The following is a 26350-nucleotide window of genomic DNA, read 5'->3' as shown; positions in this document are numbered from 1 at the left end:
GAAGAGAGCACGCAGCACGATGGCCCCTGACCATTCTGTCTGGTCAGTGGGCGTTTCGTCCCGTTGTTTCATCCGGGATGGGTGCAGATCTTGTAGGGGTGCCTCGTTTGGGTGATTCGGGGCTGTTGGGGGTGGTGTGGAGGTGGTCGGTTTCTACCGTCGTCGGCGTTGAGCCCGCCGCTGGGTGGGGTGCTGACTGGGGGTGGTGTGGTGCCGTCGTTGTTCGAAGCGTTGGAAGTCAGGGAGTCGGCCGCGCGTGGGCGGGCCGAGCGGCTGCGTGAGCAGATCGCGGGCCTGTCCGGGGAACTGGAGGGAGTGGAGGAGGAGTTGACGCGGCTGCGGATCACGCGGGAGACGGTGGACCAGGTGCTGGTCGACAGTGGCCCGGTGCCGGCGGGCGCCGGGCCGGTCGGGGATCTGGAGGCGGCGACGGTGCCGCTGGCGGAGCTGGTCCCGGTCATGCTGAAGGCCGAGGAGGCGGGGGACACGGTGGTGACCTCGCAGGCCTACCGGCAGATCCTGGTGTCGTTCGCCGAGGCGGGGGCCCGCTACGGTGCAAGGACGTGTGCGAGTCGGTGGGCTCCCCGACGGAGGCCCGGCATGTCGAGGGCATGCGTTCGAAGCTGAAGCGGCTCGTGGACCGCGGAGTGCTGTCCGAGGCGGAGCCGGGGCTGTTCGCGCTCACGTCCCGGACGGTGGCACCGTGAGCGGTGGGGACGGGATGGCCCTGGCCGGGTGCGAGTCGGCGTTCGCCGCCGCCCGTGGCCTGTTCGACCAGGTCACGAAGGAGCTCGGGTCCCCGGAGGTGGCGGCCTTGACGCACTCACAGCTGGAGGACCTGCTGGGCGCGCGGATGCGGGAGGTGACCCGGCAGCTGTTCCAGGACCATCTGCGGCTGCGGACGCTGACCGAGCAGCGGCTGCCCGAGGTCGTCGATGCCACCGAGCTCGAGCGCACGAGAATCGAGCGGGGCCGCTCGAGGACCCTGGCCACGGTGTTCGGGAAGGTGACCGTGACCCGGATCGCCTACCGCGGTGACAAGGTGGCGGATCTGCACCCGGCCGACGCGATGCTGAACCTGCCGGCGGGGATGCACAGTCACGGGCTGGCCAGGCTCGCGGCGATCGAGGCATCGCGCGGCTCGTTCGCCGAGGCGTGCGAGCGGATCAACACCATGACCGGGGCGGGGATCGGGCACCGGCGGGTCCAGGAACTGGCGGTGGGCGCCGCCGCGGACATCGACTCTTTCTACGACGCCCTGGTGCCCGCTCCGTGCACCGACGCGACCACGCTGGTGCTCTCGGCCGACGGCAAGGGCGTGGTGATAAGGCCGGAGGCGCTGCGCGAGGCCACCGCGAAGGCCGCCGAGGCGAAGGGCGGCAACAAGATGAAGTCCCGCCTGGCCGCCGGGGAGAAACTGGGCCGCAAGCGCATGGCCACCCTGGGCGCCGTCTACGACGCCGAGCCCGCCGAGCGCGGCGTCGACGACATCATCACCGACCCCGGCGACGACTCCGGCGGCGGCGGGCATGAACGCCGTCCCGGGCCGAAGGCCAGGTCCAAGTGGCTGACCGGCTCGATCGAGGGCACCGCCGCGCAGGTCGTGGCCGCGGTCTTCGACCAGGCCGAGCATCGCGACCCCACCCATCGCCGGCCCTGGGTCGTGCTCGTGGACGGCGCCCGCCACCAACTCGACCTCATCACCGCCTAGGCCAAGTACCGGGGCGTGACCGTGCACATCGTCATCGACCTCATCCACGTGCTCGAATACCTCTGGGACGCGGCCTGGTGCCTGCATCAGGCCGGCGACCCGGCCGCCGAAGCCTTCGTCGCACGTCACGCCCGCACCATCCTCGGCGGCGGCGCGGAACAGGCCGCGACCGCTCTCGAGGCGGCCGCCCGCACAGCCCGGCTGAAGAAGAACCGCCGCAAGGGCGTCGACGACGCCGTCGGCTACCTGCGCAACAAGGCCCAGTACCTGCGCTACGGCACCGCACTGGAACGCGGCTGGCCCATCGCGACCGGAATCATCGAGGGCGCCTGCCGCCACCTGGTCAAAGACCGGCTCGACATCACCGGGGCCCGCTGGGGACTCGCCGGCGCCGAGGCCGTACTCAAGCTCCGCGCACTACGCGCCAACGGCGACTTCGACACCTACTGGACCTGGCACGAACAACAGGAGTTCGCCCGCAACCACCAGGCCCGCTACCGCGACCACCTCACACTCGCGGCCTGATCGACAGCACCCTCATCAGATCTGCACCCAATCCAGGACGCGGCCAAGGCTGTCCAGGTCTCGACGTCCCCCGCGCCTTCTGCCAGGCCGAGACTGTGCGGCCCGTGCGCGAACACGTGAACGGCATGCGGGACGTTGTGGGCCGCAAGCGCGGCAGCGAATCGGTAGGTGTGCTCGGGAGGGACGTAGATATCCTCCGCGGTGTGCCACACGAAGAACGGCGGTGACTCAGGCGTCACCAGCGCATCCAAAGATGTGGAGCGTCGCAGCGCCGGGCTGGCTTCCTCCCCCAGCAGGACCAGCCTGGCGGGGCGGTAGGTGGTCTCGGTCTCCATCGACGTGATCGCATATCCGAGGACCACGAACTGCACGGGTTGCGCCTCGGCACCGGTTGCCAGGGCAGCAAGGCCGGCAAGGTGACCGCCCGCGGAGAATCCCATCAGGCCGATGCGCTCCGCTCCACTCGCGCGGAGGCGCCGGATCTCGGCACGGAGGGCATCGAGCGGTACCGGGTGTCTTGCGTTGAGCGGATAGCGGAAGACGCTCGCCTGCACACCGAGCCCGCTGAGCCAGTCGACGATCGGCTCGGCCTCGTGTGGCACATGCTCGGCGTACCCACCGCCCGGGAGGACGATCACGTGAATGCTTGCCATGGCGGTCCCTCGCTCCGGTAGCTGCGGCTAGGGCGCCACGACCACCGCGGCCCGCTTGATGAGGTCGGCCACTGGAGCCGGTTGTGACGCGAAGACGGAATGGCTGCCCACGGCCTCGACTGTGGTCGAGCCGGCTCGGCCGGCCATGGTGCGCTGGGCAGGCGGGGGGATCATCTTGTCCTCGGTGGTGAACATGTACCAGCTCGGCTTGGTCCGCCAAGCGGCCTCCGTGACCTGCTGGCCGAGGGCGTCCACCCCCCAGGGGACCTGCGAGTCGGCCATGAACGCGGCTTGATCGGCGGGCAGGTCACCGGCGAACGATGCCGGGAATTTGTCCCGGTCGAGGAAGAGGAAGCCGTCCTTGGGCGGCAAGATCGGCGGTCCGGGCAGCTCGGTGGGGAATCCGGAGATGAGCGTGTTGACCGACTCGCCCGTGTCCGGCACGAACGCCGCGATGTAGACCAGAGCCGTCACGTTCGGGCTGGTGCCCGCTTCGGTGATGACTGCGCCGCCGTAGGAATGACCGACCAGCACGACCGGGCTGTCCTGCGCGTCGATGATCAGCCGCGCTGCGGCGGCGTCGCCCTGCAGCGACAGGGTCGGGTTCTGCACCACGCAGACGCGGTAGCCGTCGCGGGTGAGCAGGTCGTAGACGGGCCGCCAGCCGGACCCGTCCACGAAACCGCCGTGTACTAGAACGATTGCGGGCCTGTCAGCCATGGAACGGTGTCCTTTCGGTGGCGACGGAGGTGTCGACTCACCAAGCAAATCTCGGCCGGGCGGCCACCGCACGCTGAGCCCCGCCGGGAGGCAGCTGAAAGATGGACTTCGCCGGCGCCTCCCCCGCCATCACCTCGGGCCGCCCCTGGACTGCGCAACACCGCCGAAGCCGTCGTCGGCGCCGTCACCGGCTCCCGGTCCCGGTCAGTTTCCAAGGTCCCTCCCGGCCGTCCCCGGATTACCGTCCCGAGGGGGAGGCCTCAGTGCGTGCCGAGGTCGCGAGGTCTGCCACCAGCAATGACCCGGAGTTTGTCGGGGTTGGCGACGTTGTGGATCGTGATGATGCGGCCATCGGCGTCGAATTCGAAGGTGACAGTGGCGATCACGCGGCCCGAACCGCTGAACACCATGCCTGGACCGCCATTGATCTCGACCAGATCGGCGTTCATGTCGGCGGGATCGACACCCTGGTAGGTGACGGTGCCGATGGCTGCGAACCAGGCAGCCACCGTTTGTGCGCCCACAACCGGGCGCAGGGCCTGGCGGACCTTGCCGCCGCCGTCGGTCCACAGGGTGACGTCCGGGGACAGCAGCTCCATGAGGGTGTTGATGTCACCACCGGTTGCGGCGTCGAGGAACCGCTCGGTGACCTCGCTCTGCCGCGACCGGTCCACGGTGAAGCGTGGCCGCCGGGCCTGCACGTGCTCGCGAGCACGGTGCACGGCCTGCCGCACCGCGGGCTCGGAACGCTCCACCGCCTCTGCGATCTCGGCATGGCTGAAGCCGAAGACCTCCTTCAGCACGAACACCGCGCGCTCGAGCGGGCTCAGCGATTCCAGCACCACCAGCATCGCCATCGACACCGACTCGGCGTTCGTGACGGTGTCGGCGGTGTCGGCGACGGTGAGAATCGGCTCCGGAAGCCACGGTCCGACGTAGGTCTCCCGCTTGTGCCGGGTGGAGCGCAGCCGTTCCATCGCCAGATTCGACACGATCCGCGTCAGATACGCCTTGGGTTCGGCCACCTGCGAGCGGTCGGCGGCCGACCATTTGATCCAGGCGTCCTGTACTGCGTCCTCGGCATCGACCGCGGTGCCGAGGATGCGGTACGCCACCGAGAACAGCAGATTGCGATGGTCGTTGAACACCTGCTGGCCGGGGTCCGGGTACGGATGCGTCATCGCGCGTCCCGGACCCGGGTGAAGCGGCCGCCGCGGGGCCAGAACGCTCCCGAGGAGGGCATCTTCTTCATACGGCCGAATGTCGGCCAGGGTGAGGCAGTCACCGTCTCCTTGTACCAGGCCGCCTTGCGGCCGGTCAGGTGCACCCGCCTGGGGGTGTCGTCGGGGTGGGTGAACTGAACGACCGCGTCATGCCGCCCCAGGCTCACCGGCGTGTGGTAGTAGCCGAAGCGGAACGGCTTGGGCTGCTTGCCCTTCAGCGTGCGGGCGATCGACACAGCGGCATGCACACCGGTCGGCATGCCGCCCTGGCAGGTGCCGTGCATGATGCCGTAGCCCTGGCGGATCGCGGCCGCATCACCCACGGCGTACACGTCGGGGTGGGACACCGACCGAAGTGAATCGTCCGTGACGATGCGACCGCGACCGTCGACGCTCAGGCCGGCGGCGGCAGCCAGCGGCGACACCCGCGTACCACTTGTCCACAGGACGGCATCGGCGGCGATGTTCTCCCCGCCTGCCAGCTCGACCGAAGCAGGCAGCACCTTCACCACCTCGCTCCCGCTGCGCACCTGGACACCCAGGCGCCGGAGCGCGGATTGCAGATACGCCTTGGCCTTCGGGTTCATGGTCGCACCGGGTTCCTGCCGGCCCACCAGGACGACGTCGAGCTCCGGGTGCCGCTCGGCGATCTCCGCGGCCGCCTCGATGCCGGTCAACCCGCTGCCACCGACCACCACCGTGCCACTGCCCAACCGCACCAACCGGTCGGCCAGCAACTCGGCGTCCTGGGCGCTGTTCAGGGTGTAGGCGTGATCCTCGACGCCCGGCACGGCCGCCGTGTCGGCCACGCTCCCCAACCCGTACACCAGCGTGTCGTAGCGCAGTATCCGGTCGTCGTCGATCCGCACGGTCCTCTCGTTCGCATCCACCGCCGTGACCCAGCCGCGCACGAACTGCGCACCCGTACCCTCCAGCAGCTCCGGGATGCTCATCTCGGCGAGCTGCTGCCTGGTCGCCGTCATATGCAGCCGCAGCCGTTCGGTGAACCGCTCCTGCGGATTCACCAGGGTCACCTGCACATCCTGATGCCGCCTGACCCGAGCCGCGAGCTGGATCGCTGCGGACATACCCGCGTACCCCGCCCCCAGGACCAGAATGCGGTGGGTCGTCGCCGGGCCGGTTCCGCTCTGTGCGCTCATCGTTCCGCCTCTCTCCTCTTGCTGACGACCACCAGATGCAAGCTGACCCTCCGTTCGTGACATGGAACCGATGTGACGGGCGCCACAGTCGACTTGATGGCGGCCTCGATCCGCACCGCCAACGAGGAACCGGCGATACGTGTCCCCGGCCTTGGTGCCGGCCGGCTGTCAGGGGTCCCGAAGTGCGGCCCCGCTCCGGGAGAGATTTGGTGCACAACGCGATGGAGAGCCAACTGTCCTGACCGTGTGTGACATGCCGCGTTTGGCGTAATGGGCTCTCAGGGCTGCTCAGCCGCGTCACTCTGTGCGGGTTGATCACGGCCGTGTCAGGAGCCCGTGTGTACGGATCGCGTGAGCGGGTCGAGGGGATCCGCCGGGACCGCCGGATGGACCCGAGCGTGTCGGGGCGGGCGCCGGCTCCGCGGCACGAGGTGAGCAGGACACGGTGGCCGAGGCTTTGAAGACGCCGGTGCAAGGGTGCGGCTATGGCAGAAGGTGAGCGGCGGCCTGACAAGGGCATGTTGGACCGGTCGGAAGGGTTCGGTGAGCGGCTGCTGGGCGTGTTGTTGGACCGGGCACACGAGATGCCGCCGCAGCTGATCGCCCCGCTGATCGCGGAAGAGGTGGCCAGGGTCGGTGGCCGCGAACTCTCGATCCTGCTGCAGGACTATGCGCAGCTGCTGCTGGTGCCGTTGCCGGGTCGCCGGCTTACGGTCGGCGAGCCTGAGCCGATCGGTGACTCTCCCGCCGGCGCGGCCTTCCTGTACGCGACCCCTGTCGAGGTGGCGGAGGCCGACGGGGTCCGGATGTACCTACCGCTGCTGGACGGCAGCGACCAGGTGGGAGTGATGGCCCTCACCCTGGACATCGTCGATGACGACGACCGGCGCCTGCTGCGCAGGCTCGCGGGCCTGGTCGCCGACATGCTGGTCACCAAGCACAGCTACACCGACCAGTTCTTCCTGGCCCGGCGCCGCGAACCGATGAGCGTGGCCGCGGAGATCCAGTGGTCCCTGCTGCCGCCGCTGGCGATGTCCGTCCCGCAGGTCGCGGTGGCCGGAATCCTGGAGCCCGCCTACAACGTCGGCGGCGACAGCTTCGACTACGCCCTCAACGACGACATCCTGCACGTGGCCATGGTCGATGCGATGGGCCACGGTCTGGACTCCGCCACGATGGCGACCGTCGCCGTCGGCGCCTACCGGCACGCCAGACGTGCCGATATCGGTCTGTCCGAGATCTACACGTTCATGGACCGGGCCATCGCCGGGCAGTTCGGGCCCGACCACTTCGTCACCGCGCAGATGATGCGCCTGAACATCACAACGGGCCACCTGCAGTGGGTCAACGCGGGCCACCCTGCACCCCTGCTGATCCGCAACCACCAGGTCGTCGGGCAACTTCAGGGCCCGACCACGTTGCCGGTCGGCTTCGGTGGTGAAGAGCCCCGGATCAGCGAACAGATGCTGGAACGCGGCGACCGGGTGCTGTGCTTCACCGACGGCCTGATCGAGGAGCACCAAGCCGGCGAAGAGCAGTTCGGCGAGGAACAACTCATCAGCTGGGTCAATCGCATCGAGCCCGAAGAGAAGGGAGTTCGGGCGGTGGTGCGCTCGCTCTCCCACACGCTGAAGCAGCAACGGGGCGGGAGCACCAGCGACGACGCGACCCTCTTCCTGATCGAGTGGCGCGGAGGCGCCGCCGACCACCTCGCCGTCCTGGAGTGAGCCGACAGCCGCACCACCATGGACAAAGCCGACGGCACGCAGACCCGCTGCCTGGTCAACCGCGGTGTGCACTCGCCACTGACTGTCCGCCGGTGCGCCCCTGACCACGGCCGGCGCTGATCGTGAAGGCCATCGACGCTCTGAATTGACCCGGACGCACGAGTGCGCAGCGGCCCAACGGCGTGAGCGTGTCCGCATCCGCAGCGAGAAGGGCATCCGCTGGGGCGGCAGACCGGCCCACGCGGCGTGATCAAGAACCCTGCAAGCCTTCTTGGCTAGAGGCGGCGTGCCGCAACAACCGCTGAACTGGCTGGTGTTGTAAGTATTTCCGTGGCGTCCAGGGCTGGATGAGTGAGGTAGAACAGGCGGAGCTCATCCACTTCGCCTTCGAAGCGAGGCGGCCAGTGGGGCGAGGGGGTGAAGTCGTCCAGGATGAGAAGGCCACCGGGGGCGAGCTGCTCGACGACCCCCTGGGGGTCGTCACGCTTGCCCCCGCCGTCGCAGAAAAACACGTCGAAGGGGGCATGCTGCTCAAGCAGCCGCCAGTCCCCAGTGAGAACGCTGACGCGCTTGTCGTCCGCGAAGATACTGGCCGCTCGACGGGCCAGCTCCTCGTCACGCTCGACTGTAACCAGGCGTGCACCGGCGCCAAGGCCACTGTGCAGCCAGGCGGTGCCCACTCCCGAGCCGGTGCCGCTCTCCGCAATGATTCCGTGGGGCTTCGCAGCAGCGGCCAGCCTGAGCAACCTGCCCACTTCAGGGATGCAACTCTTCTTGAATCCTGCCTCGGAGGCGACACGCTCTGCGGCCACCACGCGAGGCGGAACCGCACGTTCTGCCATGGTCATGCCCCCTTCACCGTGAACATGACGCTATCCGCCAGCATGCGCGTCCGCACGGAGTTTCGCCTGTCCGGACCCGGTGAACCTTCCCGGTCAAAGCACAGCGCGGAGAACAGCAGACGGAAGTGGTACTCCGACATCACCACCAGCCGCGCCAAGTCGGACACATCGATCCGCTGATCAAGGCGGCACGCACGGGGCCCGCTATGAGGTGCCCTGGCGACGGGCAGGACGAGGGCCAGACCGGCGGTGAGTCTGGGCCCGCCTAGGTGAGGCGTCCCTCGCGCAGGGCGACCACGAATTCCCCCCAGGCGCTCGGTGGAAGGTCGAGTCGCGCACCGCGCGGGACTTTGGAGTCCCGCACGGCGACGTCCACAGCGGACACGGCGACCTCAACGCACTCGGTACCGCTTCCTCCGCTGTACGACGACTTGATCCAGCGGATGTCTTCGTGACCCATCACAGCTCCTTGCAGACCCGATCCAGGAGCGCAGCTGACGCCCCGATGTCCAGCGCCTGCGCGCGCAGGTACTCGAACGCCAACTTATAGCGCTCAAGTTCTTGCGGCTTCTCCATGAACAGCCCGCCGCCGATGATGTCCACGTATACGACGTCGAGTTCGGGCGTAGGCCCGCCCAGGATGACGAAGCTCCCCACCGCGGCAGCATGGGCTCCGGCGGCAAACGGCAGTATCTGAACGGTCACTTGAGGCTCCTCGGCACGTGCGAGCAAGAGACTCAACTGGTCACGCATGACCTTGCGACCGCCGACCATACGCCGGATAACTGCCTCGTCGATCACGGCCCAGATATGTGGGGGTTCTTCACGATCGAGGAGCTCCTGCCGCTTCATTCGGATGTCGACCATGTGAGAGATCTCTTGATCTGTGCAGCGCATCTCGGATGCGCGGTGCACCGCTTCCGCGTACGCACGGGTCTGAAGCAGGCCGGGTACGTACATGCAGGCGTAGTGGTCCTCACGTACGACCTCATCCTCCAGGGTCAGCATGAGGTTCATCGAGTCGGGGATCGGGTCGGCGAGCGAGCGCCACCAGCCCTGAATCTTGGCGCCCTTGGCCAACTCGACCAACGTCTCGCGCTCCTGGTCCGACGCCCCGTACTCGCGGCAGAGCGCATCGACAGCGGGCCACTTAACGGTGCCTTCCTTGGTCTCGTAGCGACTCAAGGTGGCCTTGGAGACGCCAACCAACGCCCCGGCTTCTTCCAGCGTGAGGCCCTTGCGTTCGCGGAGACGGCGCAGGTCGGCTCCGAGTTGTCGCCTGCGGGTGGTCGGTCCAACTGCCATGGTCAAGGCCCTTCGTGTCGATCTCCCTGAGCGTGCACGGTGCAGCGCGATATGGACAAGACAGCGCACGCGGGGGGCGTGCATGAACTGGCGTGCACCCTGAGGGCTCCAGTGAGAGTTCCATTTTGAGAGTTGCAATGCAACCCTGGAGAACGGAACCACTACACAGAGCGATCGCCGCGTTGGAGGGGCTGAATCACATGGGTCCATGCCGCTACGAAGTGACAAGGAAGAGCTGGGAGTTGCCTTTTCTGGCGCAGCCCGAGGAGGTTGCAGGACTGCGCCGGATTATGCGTCTGCACCTGAACCATTGGGGGCTCCCGGGCGCGGTCGAGGCTGCTCAGCTTTGCGTGAGCGAGCTCGTCGCCAACGTCATCAAGCACGTTGGAGCCGGAACGCCGACCACGCTCGCGGTCTCAATGAAGGGCACACATCTCCGCCTGGAAGTCCAAGACCCGGATGCTCGGGCACTTCCAACTCTGCTCTCTGCACTCCCAGACGAGGAAGCCGGCAGAGGGCTGTCGCTCGTCGATACAGTGGCCGACCGCTGGGGCGTCGTCCTCACTGGCTCAGGCAAGACAACCTGGGTCGAACTCGCTACAGAACTGTCGACTGCTGACGGGCACGTGGATGATCCACGAGTCTCGAAGGCTGAGGCCGTTCTAGCGCTCTACGGAGACGGTGAGGCGCCGCGTAAGCGGGGCGGCTCACCGCTCAGCCTAGCTGTCGCCGAAGAGGTCACCGTGGATCTGATCGCGGACCTTCTTCGCTGGCTCCGCGCCCACGGCTGCGACCCGGACGAAGCCCTGGATCGGGCCCAGGATCACTTCGAGGCCGGGCTGAGGGGAGACCGCTGATGGAGGGGGAGTGGGATGAAGTTGTCGAGCATGTCAGGGAGAGCACTGCTGCAGGCGTCGACTTGACCAACCTGGCTGGCATTGAGTCGGTCATGCACGCGATCGACAGACTGGGCTTGCTCCCCGATGTCGGTGTGCATCCGCTCCTCGTCGATGAAGGTCGAGGCGAGATCCTGCTGACTGTTCGGGTTGCGGAGGGCGTTGCCTTAGCCTCTTCGCCGGTCGCCTGGTGCGAAATCGCTCCCCCTAGCGGGTTGGAGGGGGCGGTCGCTGTACTGGACGTGCTACGCCGGTTGGACGACGTTGTGCAGCAGGTCAGAGATGGTTTCGTCGAGTACACGTGGTTGCGGGTTGCCTCGGAACTCTCGGAGATCCGCAAGCTCCTGGCGGGAGGTTCTCAAAAAACAGACCGACCGGCCGACGGGCAATAGGCGGTTGGTGTCACCAAGTAGCGGCATCGCGCGTCTATGACTCCAAGCCCTCACTCGGTGACGAGATGCCCCAGTGCCGTTCTCACCTAGAAGGCCCATGACGCTTGGTCGTATTGTGGCTTCATGTCAACAGACGATGCCCTGTTCGATGCTCCTGGTCCACACGAAGCGGGGGGTGCAGGATGGGGAGTTGCCCCCTCCAGCGGTGATGATGTCGAGCGTGTCGCGCGGTGGTTCACCGACCATCCGGACTTGGAGGACCGCTTCTCCGCGGTCTTCCGTCAGTCGCTCGACGAGGTGATGGACGGTCAGCGAACCGGGCGTTACGACGTGAGCGTTCTGGAGAAGACCGAGAAGACATACCTGGGAACCAAGGTTGAGATTGTCTGTCGCGCGGCCTTTGGCCTCGCTCGTGGCGAGAAGATGGACTACCGGGTTTGCGGCGTCGACGTGGATGCAAAGTTCTCACTCGACGGCAAGTGGATGATCCCGCGTGAGGCGATGGGGCATCTCTGCCTACTCATGGCTGCGAACGACCGAGAGTCCGCGTTCACGGTGGGGTTGGTCCGCATACGCGAAGAGATATTGACTCAGGGTGGTAACCAAGACCATAAACGCAATATCTCTGCAACGGGTCGTAGCGCGATTAAGTGGCTCTTTAAGAATGGGAAGTTGCGTAAGAATCTCCTGCTTGGGCTCGATGACGCTACTCGCAATGCCTTGGAGAATGTGTCCGCGGGACAGAGTCGAGTGGATCAACTCTTCAGGCAGGTTCACGGGCGCATTGTTGACCGCAACGCCGTTGTGACGGCAGCCAAGCAGCTGGATGCACCGAAGCGAGTGCGAGATGCGCGTCATCGTCTGGCGCCGGAGGGGGTGATCATTCTGGGGCATCAGAATGAGAGTCCTCGTATTGCCAAAGCGTTAAGGCTTCCAGTTCCAGAAAAGGGTACGTGGGTCGCCGCGAGGGTGGTGCCGGCTCCACAGGTCACCGACAGGCCTCAGGTATCGATCGGTGATGCGAGCTACGTGGTTGCGGAGCCGACAGAGTCCAGGCGCCCAGCTCCAGTGATCCGCTACTGAGTCGTGACGATGTACGGCTTGATGTGCCTGGCAATTGCCTCGGCGAGCATAGGTGGTACTGCGTTGCCGATCTGCTTGGCAACCTGAATCTTTGTGCCGCACCACTGGAAGTTGTCAGGGAACGTCTGAAGTAGCGCCGCTTCCCGATGTGTAATGGGGCGGTCTACTCGGTAGCCGTCCGGTCCGTGTTCCCACTGCGGGTGTAGATACTGCCCCTTCTCCGGCTTGTAGAACTCGGTTCGAATGGTGAGCGACGGCTCGTTCCACCGCATCCTCCCCATCACGTCAGTCGTTCCTGTTGCCTTCTTCTTCCAGCAGTTCGGCAGGAGCTCTTCCGGGAGATTGAAGCGTCCGCCCCCCGGCGGAATGTGGGCATATCGCATTAGGGAGAGGTCTGTCGGTGTGCGGCCGATGTGGAGATCTTCGCTCTTGAACGTGCCTGGGACGCTCTCACCGAAGAACGTCGCAGTCGAATCGGGCAGGCTGGTGGTGCTGGGCTTGTCGGCCAGCGCCTTACCTCTGAAGGCATCGCGAACGGTCCGCCAACTCTTCAATCCAAGCGGATTGCCCTGCCCGTGAGTTGGGTCGGGAAGGGGGATTTTCCCGATGCGGGATCCGATGACGATGGCTCGCTTGCGGCGCTGAGGTGCGCCGTAATCTGCTGCCAACAGGTGGCCGTGCGTCAGTTCGTACCCCTCCAGCAGGCCGCCGTCACGCACCTCCTCCTGGAGCAGGGCGAATTCCGAGGACTTGAGGAAGCGGTCCACGTTCTCGATGACGAAGACCTTGGGGCGTGCGTGACGCACAAAGCGGATGTATTCCTTCCATAGCTTGTTGCGTGGATCGTTGACGTCCCGAGTGCCGAGATTGGAGAAGCCCTGGCAGGGGGGGCCACCAATGATCACGTCCGCTTCGGGGATCTCGTGATTCTTGATCTCCGCGATGTCTCCCCAGCGCATGTGGGACTCGCCGAAGTTGGCTGCGTAGGTGGCTGCGGCATGCAGGTCCCATTCGACCGCCATGACCGGTTTGTATCCTTTTGCTGCAACGAAGCCGGAGGTCATGCCGCCGCAGCCTGCGAACAGGTCGATCATGGAGATGCGCTTAGCCATGTCGGACAGGTTAATCGGAGGGACTGACAACTGTCCCTGATGGTCGTGCGGTCGGCGGGTGAAGTGGCGCAGACGGGGCTCGGAACCCCGCGGCTCGCGGCTAGCCGTGCCTCGCGCCCGGGCGGAGCCGGTGGTCTCAGAGTGTTGCCACGTAGCTGCGCAGGTCGTCGTAGTCGCGGACCCTGCGTTGATCGCGAAGGCGCTTGAAGTTGTCATGAATCCCCTGACGGGCCTTGCTCTGGCTACCCGAGCAGTACTCGTCGATTGCTGCGGCGAGCGCAGGGAGGTGGAGGTGGTAGACGCAGTCGACATCGCCAGAGCCGCGGCCGAGCAAGGCCAGCATCGCCGGGCGCGGTTCCATCGTGACGGCCGCGAAGTGTGGCATGCGCCCCCGTCGGAGTGCGGCCATCTTTGAGCCTTGGCTGCGGCAGTCCTGGGCCCGATCGGTGCGGAGTGTCCACTTCAGAGACAGACCTGCAACCAGATGTTGGAGGGGAGAGGTCGGCTTTGTCGGGTTGGGTATCTCCCTCGAGACAGTGATGTCCAGTTTGAGGAGGGACTCTTCTCCCAGGAGATCAAGAAGCTCACGACGGCGGTCTTCGGTTGACTTCAGCTCGCCCTGAATGCGATCCAGATGCTCGTCGAGCTTGTGCTGGAGACTCTGTTCCAATCCCGTCATCTTGGAAAGATTTCGAATGGCGTTGACGGTGCGTACGACCCCTCCTGCCATGTCCCCGCGGAGTTCTCTCGCGGCGTTGAGGTGTGAGAACTGCTCAAAGCTTGTGAACGCTCTTTCGGGCTCCACTGCAAGGTGAGGAGCGTCAACCTGAAACGTCTTCTGCAGGTCGGCCGACATCAACTCTGCCATAAGATTTCCTATGGCCTTGGTAGGGGGCGTCGCGTGGGGTGAAATCCCTACCTTCTCGTAGAAGATTGCGCCTAGCTCGATCGACCCCTTGTCGTTCTTGTCTGAAGTGTTTGGGCGTCCCTCGCGATATCCGCAAAGAGAGCTGAGGAAGGGGGCGGGCATGAACCCTCCAAATCGGTGGGTATGAGAGGCAGGCGACTCGTCCGCAGTCGTCTCGCCAGCGCCTCGGCAAGGGGTGTGAGGGAAGGGGGCGTCCGAGCGGGCACGCTACGGTCGGCTCTTCGGCAGGTGGCTCGGTCGTGTTGCCACGTCTCGCGCCTGAGCCACTGCCCGTGCAACGGTTTCCGGATCCTCGTGCTCCCAGAAACGCAGGACTGTCCACCCTTGGGCTTTGAGATGCTCCGTCGTTTCGCGGTCGCGCGCCATGTTCTTGTCGAGCTTGGCCCGCCACCATTCGGCGTTGGACTTCGGCTGGGTCGCGTGCAAGGGACACCCGTGCCAGAAGCAGCCGTCGAGGAAGATCGCGACCTTGGCGCGGCCGAAGACGATGTCGATCGTGCGCCGGGGCATGCCGGGGACCGGGACGTTCACTCGATAGCGCAGGCCTCCCGCATGAAGGAGCTTGCGCACGGCGATCTCACAGGCAGTGTCGCGTGATCCTTGTCGACTCATACGGGCGGACACGCCTGCGGAGGAAGGAACGGCGCCGGGACCCTGGGCACTCATGGCTGGTTGGGCCCCCCATGGCAATCCCGGTACGCCGCCCCCGACCCGCACCAGCACGCCGACCCCTTCGCCGGCGGCCATGCCACCGCACGGCCCCTCGCCGCCAGTGTCGTTGCGTACTGCGGGAGCAGGTCCGCGTTCGCCGGCGAGGACTGTTCCGAGGCCGCGAACGCCTCGTACGACGGGACCGTCGCCGTCACGATGCCCAGGTTCTCCGTGCCCGTGGACGACAGGTCCCGCAGCGAGGCCTCGATGTCCGTCAGGTGGGCCGTCTGGGTCGGGTACTCCGCCTCCAACTCGGGGTAGGCCGCGAGCAGTTCGTTCAGTTCGTTCTCGGGCCAGTGGAGGACCGCCACCGGGAACGGGCGCGACAACGCCGAGCGGTACGAGCCCAGTTCGGACCTCAGGCGGGCGATTTCCGCCTTGAGTTCGGCCGGGTTTTCCGAGCCCAGCGCCCACAGGCGCTTCGGGTCGTGGAGTTCGTCCAGCGAGATGTCCGCCGTGTGGGACGTGTGGATCGTGTCGGCCAGGGCGTCCCGCTCGTCGTGCGGCAGGCCCAGGAGGCGGCGGACGCGGTGGCGGCCCGTGAGGAGGGACTGGGTTGCGTAGGGGACCTCGTCTTCTCCCGGGGGGAGAAGCAGGGTGAGGGCTGCGGTGAAGCAGTCGTGGGACGCCTCGAGCTCGTCGTGGGACTCCAGCGTCTCCGCGACGATCTCCCAGGGCGCGGGGTCGGCCGGAGCCGCTGTGCGGATGCCGGTGATCAGGGCGCGGGCCTCCGCCTCGTGGCCGTACTCCCAGAGGTTCGCCGCCTGCAGGGCCTTGATCAGCAGAGGGTGCTCGGGGTCGGCCGCGAGCAAGCGGTCGTAGAGGGTGGAGGCCTGTTCGCGGTCGCCCGCCAGTTCCAGGTGGGCCGCGGCCTGGAGCAGCAGGGGCTCATGGTCCTCGGGGTACTGCGCCGCGGTACGCAGCAGGCGCTCGGCTTCGGTGGTGTGATCGGCAGGCGTGTCGGGGCGCATGGTGGACACCGTACTGCTGTACGGGGGTTCAGAGGGATGAGCCGATTCTCATGAGTACCGCCACGAGCGATCCGAGCCAGAGCGCCGTGCCCAGGGCCAGCGTGAGGAGCGCCGACGAGCGGGCGGCCGGCGAGTCGATCTGGGCGTGTTGCGGATTGTGCGGGGTGTAGAGGACGCGGACCTGCGAGCCCTCGGGGAGCCGGTGCGGGCTGCCGCTGTTGTCGATCAGCGGCTGCTCGACCTCCGTGCCGTCGTCCGTCGTCCAGCGCACGACCGGATGAGCCGTGGAGTAGGAAGCCTCGCGCGTGGCTATGTGGCCCGTCACCGTGCCGAGCGCGCTGCGGCCGGTGCTGCGTACGAGCTCCGCAAGGATGTAGTTCGTGCCTTGTACGGCGCAGATCGCCAGGCCTGCGAGGAAGGGCACGAGGGTCAGAAACCAGAAGGGACTCATACGGCGCCATCGTAGGAGGTCGTGGGTCTGGTGAGTTGACGGACCAGCACCTATCGTGCCGCCGTGCGGCAGCGGGCGAGGGTGCGGGAACGGATACCGGTCGTGGTGCAGGGGCGCGGCTCGCGGCGGCGGGCCCGGTTCGCCCGTGGGCTGTGGACGAGTGCCGAGGTCACCGTCACCCTCGGGGTCGTCGTACTCCTCCTCGTCGTACATCAGCTGTGGTGGACCAATCGGCAGGCCCGGCAGGGCGCCGAGCACAAGGTCCAGGCCCTGGAGCGGGAGTGGGGGAGAGAAGGGGGACGGGGGAGAGAAGGGGAAGGGGAGGCGCGGTCCGTCGAGGTGCCGGGCCGGCCCGTTCCGGTCGGGACGCCCACCGCCGGGGAGACCGGGACCGGCACCGGCACCGGCACCGGGACCGGAGCGCCCGAAGCGCCGCCCGCCCGCGCTCCCCGCTGGGACCAGGCCTACGCCGTCCTCCGCATCCCACGGCTCGGCGTCGTCGCGCCCGTCGCCCAGGGCATCGCGAAGAGGGGCGTACTCGACAAGGGGTATGTCGGGCACTATCCGCAGACCGCCCAGCCCGGCCAGGCCGGGAACTTCGCCGTCGCCGGGCACCGCAATACCCACGGCGAGCCCTTCCGGTACATCAACCGGCTGCGCGGCGGTGACGAGGTGCAGGTCGAGACCCGGGAGGGGGTCTACGTGTATGTGGTGGACAAGGGGGTGGCGCAGACCTCGAGCCGGGACACCGGCGTGATCGCGGCCGTGCCGCGCAGTGTCGTGAAGTCCGGCGCCGGCTACAGCGCGCCCGGGTACTACCTCACGCTCACCACCTGCACGCCGGAGTACACCTCCCGGTACCGGCTCGTCGTATGGGGAAAGTTGAAGTCGATGCGGCCGCGCTAGGGTCCCGGACGTGCTCAAACGTCGCCCTCAGCTGCTGTGGCTGCTTGTACCGTGAGCGGGCTCGCGGCCGGAGTGGCGATCGTCTGTGTGCCGGTCTTCACCGGGCGCGATCCGGTGTGGGGCGTGAACGCGGGGATCGTCGCGCTCGCCGCCAACCTGGTCGTGGCGCCGGCGGTGACGTGCGCCGGTCCGCCCGATCGTGATCCGCGGCCGGACGAGGACGTACTTGCGGAGGATCCGCTCCCCGAAGCCGATCGTGTATAACGGCTGGAGGTTCGAATTCGACGAGTGCGTCAGTGGCGAGTACGTCAGTGACGAGTACGTGAGCGAGAGGGGGAGCATGACCGGTCGTACGACGCGGCTGCTCCGGCCCGCCGCGCTGCTGATCCTCCTGCTCGTCGAAGTGCTGCTCATCGACGGTGGCAGCCTCTCCGCCGCGGTGGCGCTCGCCGCGACCGCCACCGCTGCCGCCGGTTCCGCGCTCGTCGTCTGCGCCGTCATCAGCGCGCGCTGCGCGCCTGCCGTGCCACGCACCCGGGTCCGCACCGCCATCCGCGACCGCGAGCAACGCACCGCGTTCCTGCCGCAGCGCGACCCCGACGCGAAAGGCCGGACCCGGCCCCGAGCGCCCGGCCGTTCCCTCCTGACGGCCGCGTAGGGGTACCCCCACCTCGTACAACACCCCTCGCGGGTCGTCATGCCGCCATGTCCTCATCAGGGCATGTCCTCAATCCCGGCACGACGAGACCCTCGGAGGGCTCACCCATGTCCGTTTTCGCCAGCCTGGTCGCACACCTCGCCGACCTGCTCCAGCCGCTCTTCCACGCGTCCGCCACGGCCGCCGCGATCATCGTCTTCACCGCGCTCGTACGGCTCGCCGTCCATCCGCTCTCCCGGGCGGCCGCCCGCGGCCAGAAGGCCAAGGCCAGGCTCTCGCCGCAGATTGCCGAGCTGCGCAAGAAGCACGGCAAGAACCCGGAGCGGATGCAGAAAGCTGTCATGGAACTGCACGCCAAGGAGAAGGTCTCGCCGCTCTCCGGGTGCCTGCCGAGCCTGCTGCAGCTGCCGGCGTTCTTCCTGATGTACCACCTGTTCTCCAGCACGCGGATCGGCGGCGAGTCGAACGGTCTGCTCAGCCACACGCTCGGCGCCGCGCCCCTCGGCGACCGCTGGTCGGACGCGCTCGCGCACGGCGGCGTCTTCGGCGGCGCGGGCCTGGTGTACGTCGCGCTCTTCGCGATCGTCGCCGCCGTGGCCACCTTCAACTACCGGCGTACGAAGCGTCAGATGGCGGCCGCGCCGGTCCCGTCCGACCAGCAGATGCCGGGCATGGCCGCGATGGGCGCGATGACGAAGGTCATGCCGCTGCTCTCCTTCGCCACGCTCCTGACCGTGGCCTGGGTGCCGCTGGCCGCCGCGCTCTATGTGGTCACCACCACGACGTGGACGGCGGTCGAGCGGGCCTTTCTCTACCGGGACATGCCCGTCGCGGGCGCGCTTGCTACCGCCGCGTAACGGTCCAGGTTGTGAACGGGGTCTTGCAGAGTGGTCCGATGTCTTGGAGGATCGGCCAATCCTCCGATCCCCCCGATGGCCGCTACCCATCGACCGGGCTCACACACGACCAGGGGAGATTGACCATGAAGCTGCTGCGAGTCGGTACGGCGGGCGCCGAGCGCCCGGCTCTGCTCGACGAGGACGGGACGACGCTGCGCGACCTGTCCGGCCTTGTCGCGGACATCGACGGTGAGCTGCTCGCCGACGCCTCGGCGCTCGCCGGGATACGGGCCGCGGCGGACGCCGGTGAGCTGCCCGTACTGGACGCCGACGGCCTGCGTACGGGTGCGCCGCTCGCCCGTATCGGCAAGGTCGTGTGCATCGGGCTGAACTACCACGACCACGCCGCCGAGACGGGCGCGGAGCCTCCGGCCGAGCCGGTCGTCTTCTTCAAGGCGGCCGACACGGTCGTCGGCCCGGACGACACCGTGCTCGTACCGCGCCGCAGCCGGAAGACCGACTGGGAGGTCGAGCTCGCGGTCGTGATCGGACGTACGGCCCGCTATCTGGAGGACGACGAGGACGCGCTGTCGTACGTCGCCGGGTACGCGGTCTCGCACGATGTCTCGGAGCGCGAGTTCCAGATCGAGCGCGGCGGCACGTGGGACAAGGGCAAGAACTGCGAGACGTTCAACCCGCTGGGCCCGTGGCTGGTGACGGCGGACGAGGTGCCGGACCCGCAGGCGCTCTCGCTCAGGCTGTGGGTGAACGGCGAGCTGAAGCAGAACGGCACGACCGGCGACCAGATCTTTCCGGTGGCGGAGGTGGTGCGGTACGTCAGCCAGTTCATGACGCTGTACCCCGGGGACGTCATCAACACGGGTACGCCGGCGGGCGTCGCGCTGGGGCAGCCGGAGCCGAAGCCGTTCCTGCGGGCGGGTGATGTGGTGGAGCTGGAGGTCGAGGGGCTTGGCCGGCAGCGCCAGGAGCTGAAAGACGCGTAGCGCCTTCCGGCGGGGGCCGTGGGGGTGTGGGTGCCGTGTCCTCGGGGGCGGGCTGCGGGCTGCGTTGGTGCGGGGTGCGTTGGAGGGCCGGGTCCGTCCGGGTGGCGGGTTGTCCTCAATCGCCGGACGGGCTTCATTCGTCCGGCGGGGGTTGTGTCCCCGGGCGCGGGGCCGTCCTCAATCGCCGGACGGGCGCGTTTTGAGTCCGGCCGGCGATTGAGGACAGCGCTGCCGAAGGCAGCGCAACCTTGGCTCAAGCAGTGATGAAACGCTCCAGCGCCTCGACCACCATCGCGTGGTCCTCCGCCTGCGGCAGGCCCGAGACCGTGACCGAGCCGATGACGCCCACGCCGTCGACCGTGATCGGGAACGAGCCGCCGTGGGCCGCGTACACGTCCGGGTCGAGGCGCGAGGACTCCTCGAACGTCGTGCCCTTCGCGCGGTGGCGGGTGCCGACCAGGAACGAGCTCTGGCCGTACCGCTCGACGACCCGCCGCTTGCGGTCGATCCATGCGTCGTTGTCGGCGCTCGAGCCCGGCAGCGCGCAGTGGAAGAGCTGCTGTGCTCCACGCCGGATGTCGATCGCCACCGGCGACCGGCGCTCGCGGGCCAGCTCGACGAGCAGGCTGCCGAGCATCCAGGCGTCCTCGTATGTGAACCGGCGCAGGGTCAGTCGGCGTTCCTGGGCGACGAGCTCGTCGACGGTGAGCGGTGCGGGCGCGGCCGGGCCGGAGGGGATCGGCGAGGCGGACGGGGTGGGCGAGCCGGTCATGCGGAGACCTCCACGGTGATGCCCTCACGGGCGGAGCGGCGCGCGGCCTCCAGGACGTCCAGCGTGGCCGCCGCCTCAAGAGCGGTGACCGGCGGGGCCGTGCCCTCGCGCAGGGCGGTGGCGATGGCCGCGTAGTACGCCGGGTAGTCGCCCGGAACCGTCTCGACCGGGCGGCCGCCGCCCGTCAGCGGGGACTCGCCCGCGCCGACGCGGCCCCACAGCGACTCGGGCTCGACGCCCCAGCTCGCGTCGGCGTCGGGACGCCTGCCGTCGCGGAGGGCGGCCTCCTGCGGATCCAGGCCGTACTTCACATAGCCCGCCGTCGAGCCGAGCACCCGGAAACGCGGGCCGAGCTGCGCGGTCACGGCGCTGACGTGCAGATGGGAGCGGACGCCGTTCGTATGCGTGAGCGCGATGAACGTGTCGTCGTCGGTCTCGGCGCCGGGGCGGCGGACATCGGCCTCGGCGTACACCCGCACGACCGGGCCGAACAGGGTCAGCGCCTGGTCGACGACATGGCTGCCCAGGTCGTACAGCAGACCGCCGATCTCCTGCGGGTCGCCCGACTCGCGCCAGCCGCCCTTGAGCTGCGGGCGCCAGCGCTCGAAGCGCGACTCGAAGCGCAGTACGTCGCCGAGCTCGCCGTCCGCGATCAGCTTCCGGACAGTGAGGAAGTCGTTGTCCCAGCGGCGGTTCTGGAAGACGGAGAGCAGCAGACCGCGCTCCTCGGCGAGGGCGGCGAGTTCACGCGCCTCGGCGGCGGTGCCGGCGATGGGCTTGTCGACGACGACCGGGAGGCCTGCCTTGAGGGCGGCCGTGGCGATCGGGACATGCGTCTTGTTGGGGGAGGCGATCACGATCAGATCGAGCTCGTCGGCCCGCTCCCACAGCTCGTCGGGCGAGGCCGCGAAGCGTACGTCGGGGAACTCGGTGCGGGCCTGCTCCTGCCGCTCCGGGTTCGAGGTGACGATCGTGTCGAGGGCGAGACCCTCGGTCGCGGCGATCAGCGGGGCGTGGAAGACGGAACCCGCCAGGCCGTAGCCGACGAGTCCGACGCGGAGGGGGGTGCGGGTGACGGTGCCAGTCATGCATTCCACTTAAGCAACGGTGTTGCCAAAGTGCAAGCGGAGGGGACAATGGGGTCCGTGAACAGGACCGTGAGGAGCAGTGAGGGAGCTATGGGAGCTACGGGAGCTGTGGGCGCTACGGGAGCTGTGGGAGCGAACCTGCTGGCGCTGCGCAGTCATAACGCGGCGCTGGTGCTCGACCTGCTGCGTACGGCGGGTGAGGGCGGCATCAGCAGGATGGAGCTCGCCGAGCGCACCGGGCTCACCCCGCAGGCGGTCAGCAAGATCACGGCCCGGCTGCGCGAGGAGGGGCTGGCGGTGGATGCCGGCCGCCGCGCGTCGACCGGTGGCAGACCGGGCACGGTGCTGCGGCTGGTCCCGTCGGCGTGCCACGCGGTCGGGCTGCACCTGGACCGCGACGAGCTGACGGTGGTGCTGCTGGACCTGGCGGGCGCTCCGGTCGCGGTCCGCACGGTGCCGCTGGACCTGGGCGCGGGGGCGGAGGCGGTCGTGGAGCGGGTGGCGACGGAGGTCGAGGCGCTGTCGGCGGGGGCCGGGGCCCTCACCAGCCCCTTCCCGAAACTCGGGGCGGGCCCCCAGCCTCCCGGGCCGACGGCGCAGGCTTCGCCGCGCCGGGGCGAATCGACGAGGTCGGGGCCCCGAACCGTGGGCCCGGCCGAGCATGCGTCTGCGGCGTCTGCGGCGCCTGCGGCCGTCCCGTGCGGGTCCGGGTCCGCCGTGCGGCCCGGGGCCACGGATACACCCGGCGCCCTACCCACTGCCGGGCGCGAGCCCGCAGCACCCGCGGCGGCCTCCCACCGGCCCGGGGGCGGCCCGCCGCTCGTGCTGGGTGTTGGCGTGGCCATGCCCGGGCCACTCGATCACGTCACCGGTGTTCCGCATCGCGTCACCGGGTTTCCGCAGTGGGACGGGTTTCCCCTCCGTGACGCGCTCGCCACGCGGCTCGGGTTGCCCGTCGTCCTTGACAAGGACACCAATGCCGCCGCCCTCGGGCTCGCACTGCGCGGGCCCGGTGACTCCTTCGCGTATCTCCATCTCGGCACGGGACTCGGCGCCGGTCTCGTGCTCGGCGGCTCGCTCTACCGCGGCGCGCGCACCGGCGCGGGGGAGTTCGGGCATCAGGTCATCCAGCTCGACGGGCCCGAGTGCGGGTGCGGAAAGCGGGGCTGTATCGAGGCGCTCTGCCTGGCGGCCGTCGACCGCGGCGATCTCGACCTGGCTGCCCGCGTCCTCGGCACCGGCGCCGCGAACCTCGTCGAGCTGCTCGACATCGACCGGGTGCTGCTCGGCGGCCGGGTCGTCGCCGCGGCCACCGAGCCGTTCGTACGGGGAGTCGGCGAGCGTGTCCGCGTCCCGGTCGACCTCGCCGAAGGCGGCGCACACGTCGTCGCCGAGGGCGCCGCGCAGCTGGTCCTCGCGCCCGTCTTCGGACGCGCCGAAGTGTCTACCGCCGCACCGAAAATAGGCTGATAGGGCGAAATTGCGAGGCTGTGCGGCCGCATGAGGCCGTGGTGTCCGCGCGCGCGTGGCAGGGTCTCGGAGTACGACCGGGTGATCCCCCGGCGGTTCGTGAGCAGCCGAGCAGCAAAGGTCACCCATGCGACTGCGCAATGCCCTCGCCGCCGGAGTCACCGCAGCCACGATCGCGCCCGCGGTGCTCACCGGCTCGGCCGCGGTGGCCGCCGCCGTGACCGCACATGCCGCCGCCGCAACGCTCGCCGAGCCTGCCGAGCCTGCCGAGGCGCCTGAGCAGGTAGCGGCGCCTCAGCCGGCCACGGTGTCTCAGTCGGCCGCGGCACCTGGGACCGCCGCCGCGCAGGTGCCTGGACCCGGTGCCGGAAAGCCCGCAGCCGACAAGCCTGCAGCCGACAAGCCCGGAGCCGACAAGCCCGGAGCCGACAAGCCCGGAGAGCAGCAGCCCACCTGCGGCAAGGTCTCCGACCCCGACTTCCCCATCGACACCCGCATCCACGGCGGCCCCACCGTCCACCGCCCCGGCGGCGGCTTCCAGGAGTGGTCGGTCGACCTCGCCAACACCACCGACGAGAGCTGCCGCAGCATCCACCCGGTGATCATCTTCAGCGGTCGCGACCGCGGTCTCACCCCGGCGCGGATCACCCTGGAGTTCCACGACGACAAGGCGGCCCTGTGGCGCCCCGTCACCCTCGAGACGACCGCCGAGGACGAGGTCGTCGGCGTCCTCGACGGCGGATTCCCCGGCTTCGTCGTCCCGGCCCGCAAGTCGGTCACCGTCAGGGTCCGGCTCTCCCTCGCGCCCGACACCCCGCCCAACCAGGTCACGGTCAATGCCGCGGTCGTGCAGCGGAAGGGCAACGACGGCGACTGGGTGGGTGAGTCCGGCGACTACCGCTTCGCCGTTGTGGACGACGACGGTTCCGGGGCCTCCGTCACCCTCGACGAGCTCGCCACGACCGGCATCGGCTCCCTGCTCCGCCTCGGGGCCGCCCTCGGTGCCGTACTGCTGTGCAGCGGGGCGCTGGTCCTGGCCTCCCGGCGGCTGCGTGCCCGGCGGCGCTGAGCGTTCACATCCGTCTGCGAGCATTCCCGGGTGGACTACCCGAACGACCAGGCGCCCGGCGCCGCTGTCCGCTCCGGCATCCCGGAGCACGGACGCATCCCCAAGTACTACGCCGTCAAGGCCCGTGTCTCCCTCCTGATCGAGGAGTTGGGCGAAGGGGAACTGCTGCCCACGGAGCGCGATCTCGCCGTACGGTACGAGGTCTCGCGCGAGACGGTGCGCCAGGCGCTGCGCGAACTGCTCCTGGAGGGCCGGCTGCGCCGCCAGGGCCGCGGCACGGTCGTCGCGGGCCCCAAGCTGGAGCAGCCCCTCTCGCTCGCCAGCTACACCGAGGGCGTACGGCGCCAGGGGCGCAGGCCGGGCCGCAGCCTGATCAGCCTCGACCGCTTCCCGTGTTCCGACGCGCTGGCCGCCGAGATCGGGGCGGCGCGCGGTGAACCGGTCTGGCACATGGAGCGGGTGCTGCTCGCGGACGACGAGCGGGTCGGCCTGGAGAGCACGTATGTCCCGGTGGCCCGAGTGCCGCGGCTGGACGCGGACTTCGACCCCGATTCGTCCTTCTACGCCTATCTGCGCGAGCGCCTGGCGATCTCCTTCGGTGATGCGGACGAGCGGATCGAGACGGTGCTCGCGACGCCGCGTGAGGCGCTGCTGATCGGTACGCCGCCGGCCCTGCCGATGCTGCTGCTCCATCGCGTCTCGCGGGACACGGCGGGCAAGCCGCTGGAGCGGGTGCGCACGCTCTACCGCGGCGACCGCTTCAGCTTCACTGCCCATCTGGGGAATCAGGGCTGAGGGCCGAGGACTGTGGGCTGAGGGCTGAGGGCTGAGGGCCGGGGGGCGGGGGCTGAGGGTCCGGCGACGGCTGACTCGACTTCGCAACGCACTCTGGACGCATCACTCTGATAACGAGAAGGTAACGGGTCTAGTCCAAGTTTGGGTGCCCGTTCACCCTCCCGTTGCTGCCCGGAGTCATCCGGGCCATCAGTCCCCAGGAGCGTTGCCGCCGTGAGAGTCATCGTCGTAGGAGCCGGCGTGGTGGGAACCATGCACGCCTGGCATGCAGTGGAACGCGGCCACGAGGTCGTCCAGATCGAGCGCGAGACGGAGGCGCGAGGCGCGAGTCTGCGTAACTTCGGGCAGATATGGGTCAGCGGCCGCGCCGGCGGCGAGGAGCTCGAAACCGCGCTGCGCGCCCGCGAGTTGTGGGAGTCCATCGGGGAGCGCGTACCCGGGCTCGGCTTCCGGGCCATCGGCTCGCTCACTCCCGTACGGAACGACCTGGAGCTGGCCGTCGCCGAGGCGGCCGTGGCCAGGCCCGACGCGGCCACCCGCGGCTACAAGCTGGTCACCGCCGCCGAGGCGCGCCGGATCAACCCGGCGCTGCGCGGCGGGTTCGCGGCGGCGCTGTGGTGCGAGCGGGACGCCGCCGTCGAGCCGCGGCCCGCCCAACTCGCCCTGAAGAACGCCCTGTTGGCGTCCGGGCGATACACATACCTCGGCGGGCGCGAGGTCCGCGCTGTGCTCGGTGAGGGATCCGTCCGCGACGACCACGGCGATGTGCACACCGGCGACGCCGTCGTCCTCTGTACGGGCGCATCGCTCTCCGGTCTCGTCCGCGAGCTTGCCCCCGGCCTCCCCGTACGCCGCGTGCGCCTCCAGATGATGCAGACCGACCCGCTCGGCGAGCCGCTCACCACGTCCATCGCCGACGCCGACAGCTTCCGCTACTACCCGGCGTACGCGAGCGATGCCCTGGACGCGCTCAACGCGGGGCAGGCCCAGACGCCGACCGCCGCCGCGCACAGGATGCAGCTGCTGATGGTGCAGCGCCGCGACGGCGGGCTCACCATCGGCGACACCCACGAGTACGAGCACCCCTTCGCCTTCGACACCCTCGAGGATCCGTACGAGCACCTGGCCGAGGTCGTCGAGTCCTTCCTCGGCCGGCCGCTGCCGAAGATCCGCCGCCGCTGGGCCGGGGTGTACGCGCAGTGCACCGACAAGAGCCGTGTCGTGCACCGGGAGCAGCTGCGCGACCGCGTGTGGCTGGTGACGGGACCGGGCGGGCGCGGCATGACCTGCTCGCCCGCCATCGCCGAAACAACCGCGAACGAACTGGGCTGGTGAGGAA

The 26350-nt window shown here is 68.7% G+C and carries 29 protein-coding genes and 2 pseudogenes; 17 read left to right on the top strand and 14 right to left on the bottom strand.

What is annotated here, in order from left to right:
• Positions 1-168: 168 nt before the first annotated feature.
• The 3 genes from OG735_RS15810 (at position 169) to OG735_RS15800 (ending at position 2236) form a co-directional block, all read left to right on the top strand.
• Positions 169-627, top strand: a complete 459-nt coding sequence (locus tag OG735_RS15810; protein ID WP_327323814.1) for a hypothetical protein — start codon at positions 169-171, stop codon at positions 625-627.
• A gap of 76 nt (positions 628-703) precedes the next feature.
• A complete protein-coding gene (locus OG735_RS15805) occupies positions 704-1711 on the top strand; it encodes a hypothetical protein (RefSeq protein WP_327323813.1) in 1008 nt (335 codons plus the stop codon).
• Positions 1712-1726: 15 nt separating this feature from the next.
• A complete protein-coding gene (locus tag OG735_RS15800; protein ID WP_327323812.1) occupies positions 1727-2236 on the top strand; it encodes a hypothetical protein in 510 nt (169 codons plus the stop codon).
• Here the strand turns inward: OG735_RS15800 and OG735_RS15795 are convergent.
• The 4 genes from OG735_RS15795 to OG735_RS15780 form a co-directional block, all read right to left on the bottom strand.
• Positions 2206-2889: an alpha/beta hydrolase gene (locus OG735_RS15795; RefSeq protein WP_327323811.1), complete on the bottom strand. Its 684-nt coding sequence runs from the start codon at positions 2887-2889 to the stop codon at positions 2206-2208. The genes OG735_RS15800 and OG735_RS15795 overlap by 31 nt on opposite strands.
• A 27-nt stretch (positions 2890-2916) precedes the next feature.
• Positions 2917-3609: an alpha/beta hydrolase gene (locus tag OG735_RS15790; protein ID WP_327323810.1), complete on the bottom strand. Its 693-nt coding sequence runs from the start codon at positions 3607-3609 to the stop codon at positions 2917-2919.
• A gap of 260 nt (positions 3610-3869) precedes the next feature.
• A complete protein-coding gene (locus tag OG735_RS15785; protein ID WP_327323809.1) occupies positions 3870-4790 on the bottom strand; it encodes an RNA polymerase sigma-70 factor in 921 nt (306 codons plus the stop codon).
• Complete coding sequence (locus OG735_RS15780; RefSeq protein ID WP_327323808.1) at positions 4787-5992, bottom strand: NAD(P)/FAD-dependent oxidoreductase; 1206 nt, start codon at positions 5990-5992, stop codon at positions 4787-4789. Before OG735_RS15780 ends, OG735_RS15785 begins: the two co-directional genes overlap by 4 nt.
• 485 nt (positions 5993-6477) lie before the next feature.
• Here OG735_RS15780 and OG735_RS15775 point away from each other — a divergent pair, with 485 nt between their 5' ends.
• Complete coding sequence (locus OG735_RS15775) at positions 6478-7719, top strand: PP2C family protein-serine/threonine phosphatase (protein WP_327323807.1); 1242 nt, start codon at positions 6478-6480, stop codon at positions 7717-7719.
• Between the two features lie 166 nt (positions 7720-7885).
• Positions 7886-7969, top strand: a pseudogene (locus OG735_RS41935) (integrase); the annotation flags it as partial.
• Positions 7970-7994: 25 nt separating this feature from the next.
• Here OG735_RS41935 and OG735_RS15770 read toward each other — a convergent pair.
• The 3 genes from OG735_RS15770 to OG735_RS15760 form a co-directional block, all read right to left on the bottom strand.
• Positions 7995-8567, bottom strand: coding sequence for an O-methyltransferase (locus OG735_RS15770; RefSeq protein ID WP_327323806.1), 573 nt, complete (start codon positions 8565-8567; stop codon positions 7995-7997).
• 259 nt (positions 8568-8826) lie between these two features.
• Entirely contained in the window at positions 8827-9021 is a 195-nt protein-coding gene (locus OG735_RS15765; RefSeq protein WP_327323805.1) for a DUF397 domain-containing protein, read from the bottom strand.
• Positions 9021-9866, bottom strand: a complete 846-nt coding sequence (locus tag OG735_RS15760) for a helix-turn-helix domain-containing protein (RefSeq protein WP_327323803.1) — start codon at positions 9864-9866, stop codon at positions 9021-9023. Before OG735_RS15760 ends, OG735_RS15765 begins: the two co-directional genes overlap by 1 nt.
• A 137-nt stretch (positions 9867-10003) precedes the next feature.
• On the opposite strand from OG735_RS15760, the gene OG735_RS15755 reads away from it, so the two are divergent.
• From OG735_RS15755 to OG735_RS15745, 3 genes are all read left to right on the top strand, one after another.
• Positions 10004-10723 (top strand): ATP-binding protein, encoded by a 720-nt coding sequence (locus OG735_RS15755; protein ID WP_327328334.1) that lies wholly within the window; start codon positions 10004-10006, stop codon positions 10721-10723.
• Entirely contained in the window at positions 10723-11154 is a 432-nt protein-coding gene (locus OG735_RS15750) for a hypothetical protein (RefSeq protein ID WP_327323802.1), read from the top strand. Before OG735_RS15755 ends, OG735_RS15750 begins: the two co-directional genes overlap by 1 nt.
• A 123-nt stretch (positions 11155-11277) precedes the next feature.
• Positions 11278-12237 (top strand): NaeI family type II restriction endonuclease, encoded by a 960-nt coding sequence (locus OG735_RS15745; RefSeq protein WP_327323801.1) that lies wholly within the window; start codon positions 11278-11280, stop codon positions 12235-12237.
• On the opposite strand, the gene OG735_RS15740 is transcribed toward OG735_RS15745, so the two are convergent.
• The 5 genes from OG735_RS15740 to OG735_RS15720 form a co-directional block, all read right to left on the bottom strand.
• Positions 12231-13349 (bottom strand): DNA cytosine methyltransferase, encoded by a 1119-nt coding sequence (locus OG735_RS15740; protein WP_327323800.1) that lies wholly within the window; start codon positions 13347-13349, stop codon positions 12231-12233. The genes OG735_RS15745 and OG735_RS15740 overlap by 7 nt on opposite strands.
• Positions 13350-13485: 136 nt before the next feature.
• Positions 13486-14379: an NgoMIV family type II restriction endonuclease gene (locus OG735_RS15735; protein ID WP_327323799.1), complete on the bottom strand. Its 894-nt coding sequence runs from the start codon at positions 14377-14379 to the stop codon at positions 13486-13488.
• A 105-nt stretch (positions 14380-14484) separates the two neighbouring features.
• A complete protein-coding gene (locus OG735_RS15730; protein WP_327323798.1) occupies positions 14485-14943 on the bottom strand; it encodes a very short patch repair endonuclease in 459 nt (152 codons plus the stop codon).
• The gene (locus tag OG735_RS15725) at positions 14940-15959 is read right to left on the bottom strand and encodes an SEC-C domain-containing protein (protein WP_327323797.1); all 1020 of its coding nucleotides are present in this window, start codon (positions 15957-15959) and stop codon (positions 14940-14942) included. The genes OG735_RS15730 and OG735_RS15725 overlap by 4 nt, the downstream gene beginning before the upstream one ends.
• A 28-nt stretch (positions 15960-15987) precedes the next feature.
• Complete coding sequence (locus OG735_RS15720) at positions 15988-16410, bottom strand: DUF3592 domain-containing protein (protein ID WP_327323796.1); 423 nt, start codon at positions 16408-16410, stop codon at positions 15988-15990.
• Positions 16411-16473: 63 nt separating this feature from the next.
• Here OG735_RS15720 and OG735_RS15715 point away from each other — a divergent pair, with 63 nt between their 5' ends.
• The 5 genes and pseudogenes from OG735_RS15715 (at position 16474) to OG735_RS15695 (ending at position 19817) form a co-directional block, all read left to right on the top strand.
• Positions 16474-17316 carry a class E sortase gene (locus OG735_RS15715; RefSeq protein ID WP_442812435.1) on the top strand — a complete coding sequence of 281 codons (843 nt, stop codon included), beginning with the start codon at positions 16474-16476 and terminating at the stop codon, positions 17314-17316.
• A 51-nt stretch (positions 17317-17367) separates the two neighbouring features.
• Positions 17368-17580 (top strand): annotated as a pseudogene (locus OG735_RS15710) (sodium:solute symporter family protein); the annotation flags it as partial.
• A 76-nt stretch (positions 17581-17656) separates the two neighbouring features.
• Positions 17657-17974: a DUF6412 domain-containing protein gene (locus OG735_RS15705; RefSeq protein ID WP_327323795.1), complete on the top strand. Its 318-nt coding sequence runs from the start codon at positions 17657-17659 to the stop codon at positions 17972-17974.
• A 107-nt stretch (positions 17975-18081) separates the two neighbouring features.
• A complete protein-coding gene (locus tag OG735_RS15700; RefSeq protein ID WP_327323794.1) occupies positions 18082-18831 on the top strand; it encodes a YidC/Oxa1 family membrane protein insertase in 750 nt (249 codons plus the stop codon).
• Between the two features lie 125 nt (positions 18832-18956).
• Positions 18957-19817 (top strand): fumarylacetoacetate hydrolase family protein, encoded by an 861-nt coding sequence (locus tag OG735_RS15695; protein WP_327323793.1) that lies wholly within the window; start codon positions 18957-18959, stop codon positions 19815-19817.
• 253 nt (positions 19818-20070) lie between these two features.
• Here OG735_RS15695 and OG735_RS15690 read toward each other — a convergent pair whose 3' ends face one another.
• Together OG735_RS15690 and OG735_RS15685 are read right to left on the bottom strand one after the other, a co-directional pair.
• Complete coding sequence (locus tag OG735_RS15690) at positions 20071-20589, bottom strand: heme-degrading domain-containing protein (RefSeq protein ID WP_327323792.1); 519 nt, start codon at positions 20587-20589, stop codon at positions 20071-20073.
• On the bottom strand, positions 20586-21677 hold the full coding sequence (locus OG735_RS15685) for a Gfo/Idh/MocA family protein (protein ID WP_327323791.1): 1092 nt from the start codon (positions 21675-21677) through the stop codon (positions 20586-20588). Before OG735_RS15685 ends, OG735_RS15690 begins: the two co-directional genes overlap by 4 nt.
• A gap of 90 nt (positions 21678-21767) precedes the next feature.
• Between OG735_RS15685 and OG735_RS15680 the strand changes: the two genes are divergently transcribed.
• From OG735_RS15680 to OG735_RS15665, 4 genes are all read left to right on the top strand, one after another.
• Positions 21768-23147, top strand: a complete 1380-nt coding sequence (locus tag OG735_RS15680) for an ROK family transcriptional regulator (protein WP_327323790.1) — start codon at positions 21768-21770, stop codon at positions 23145-23147.
• Positions 23148-23274: 127 nt separating this feature from the next.
• Entirely contained in the window at positions 23275-24216 is a 942-nt protein-coding gene (locus OG735_RS15675; RefSeq protein ID WP_327323789.1) for a hypothetical protein, read from the top strand.
• 30 nt (positions 24217-24246) lie between these two features.
• Positions 24247-25011, top strand: coding sequence for a GntR family transcriptional regulator (locus OG735_RS15670; protein WP_327323788.1), 765 nt, complete (start codon positions 24247-24249; stop codon positions 25009-25011).
• A 213-nt stretch (positions 25012-25224) separates the two neighbouring features.
• Positions 25225-26346, top strand: a complete 1122-nt coding sequence (locus OG735_RS15665) for a TIGR03364 family FAD-dependent oxidoreductase (RefSeq protein WP_327323787.1) — start codon at positions 25225-25227, stop codon at positions 26344-26346.
• The last annotated feature ends 4 nt before the right edge of the window (positions 26347-26350 follow it).

The sequence above is a fragment of the Streptomyces sp. NBC_01210 genome, from assembly GCF_036010325.1.
In the GTDB taxonomy this organism is placed as follows: domain Bacteria; phylum Actinomycetota; class Actinomycetes; order Streptomycetales; family Streptomycetaceae; genus Streptomyces.
The sequence above is the reverse complement of the archived record's forward strand: the minus strand, read 5'-3'. Positions and strand labels throughout refer to the sequence as shown.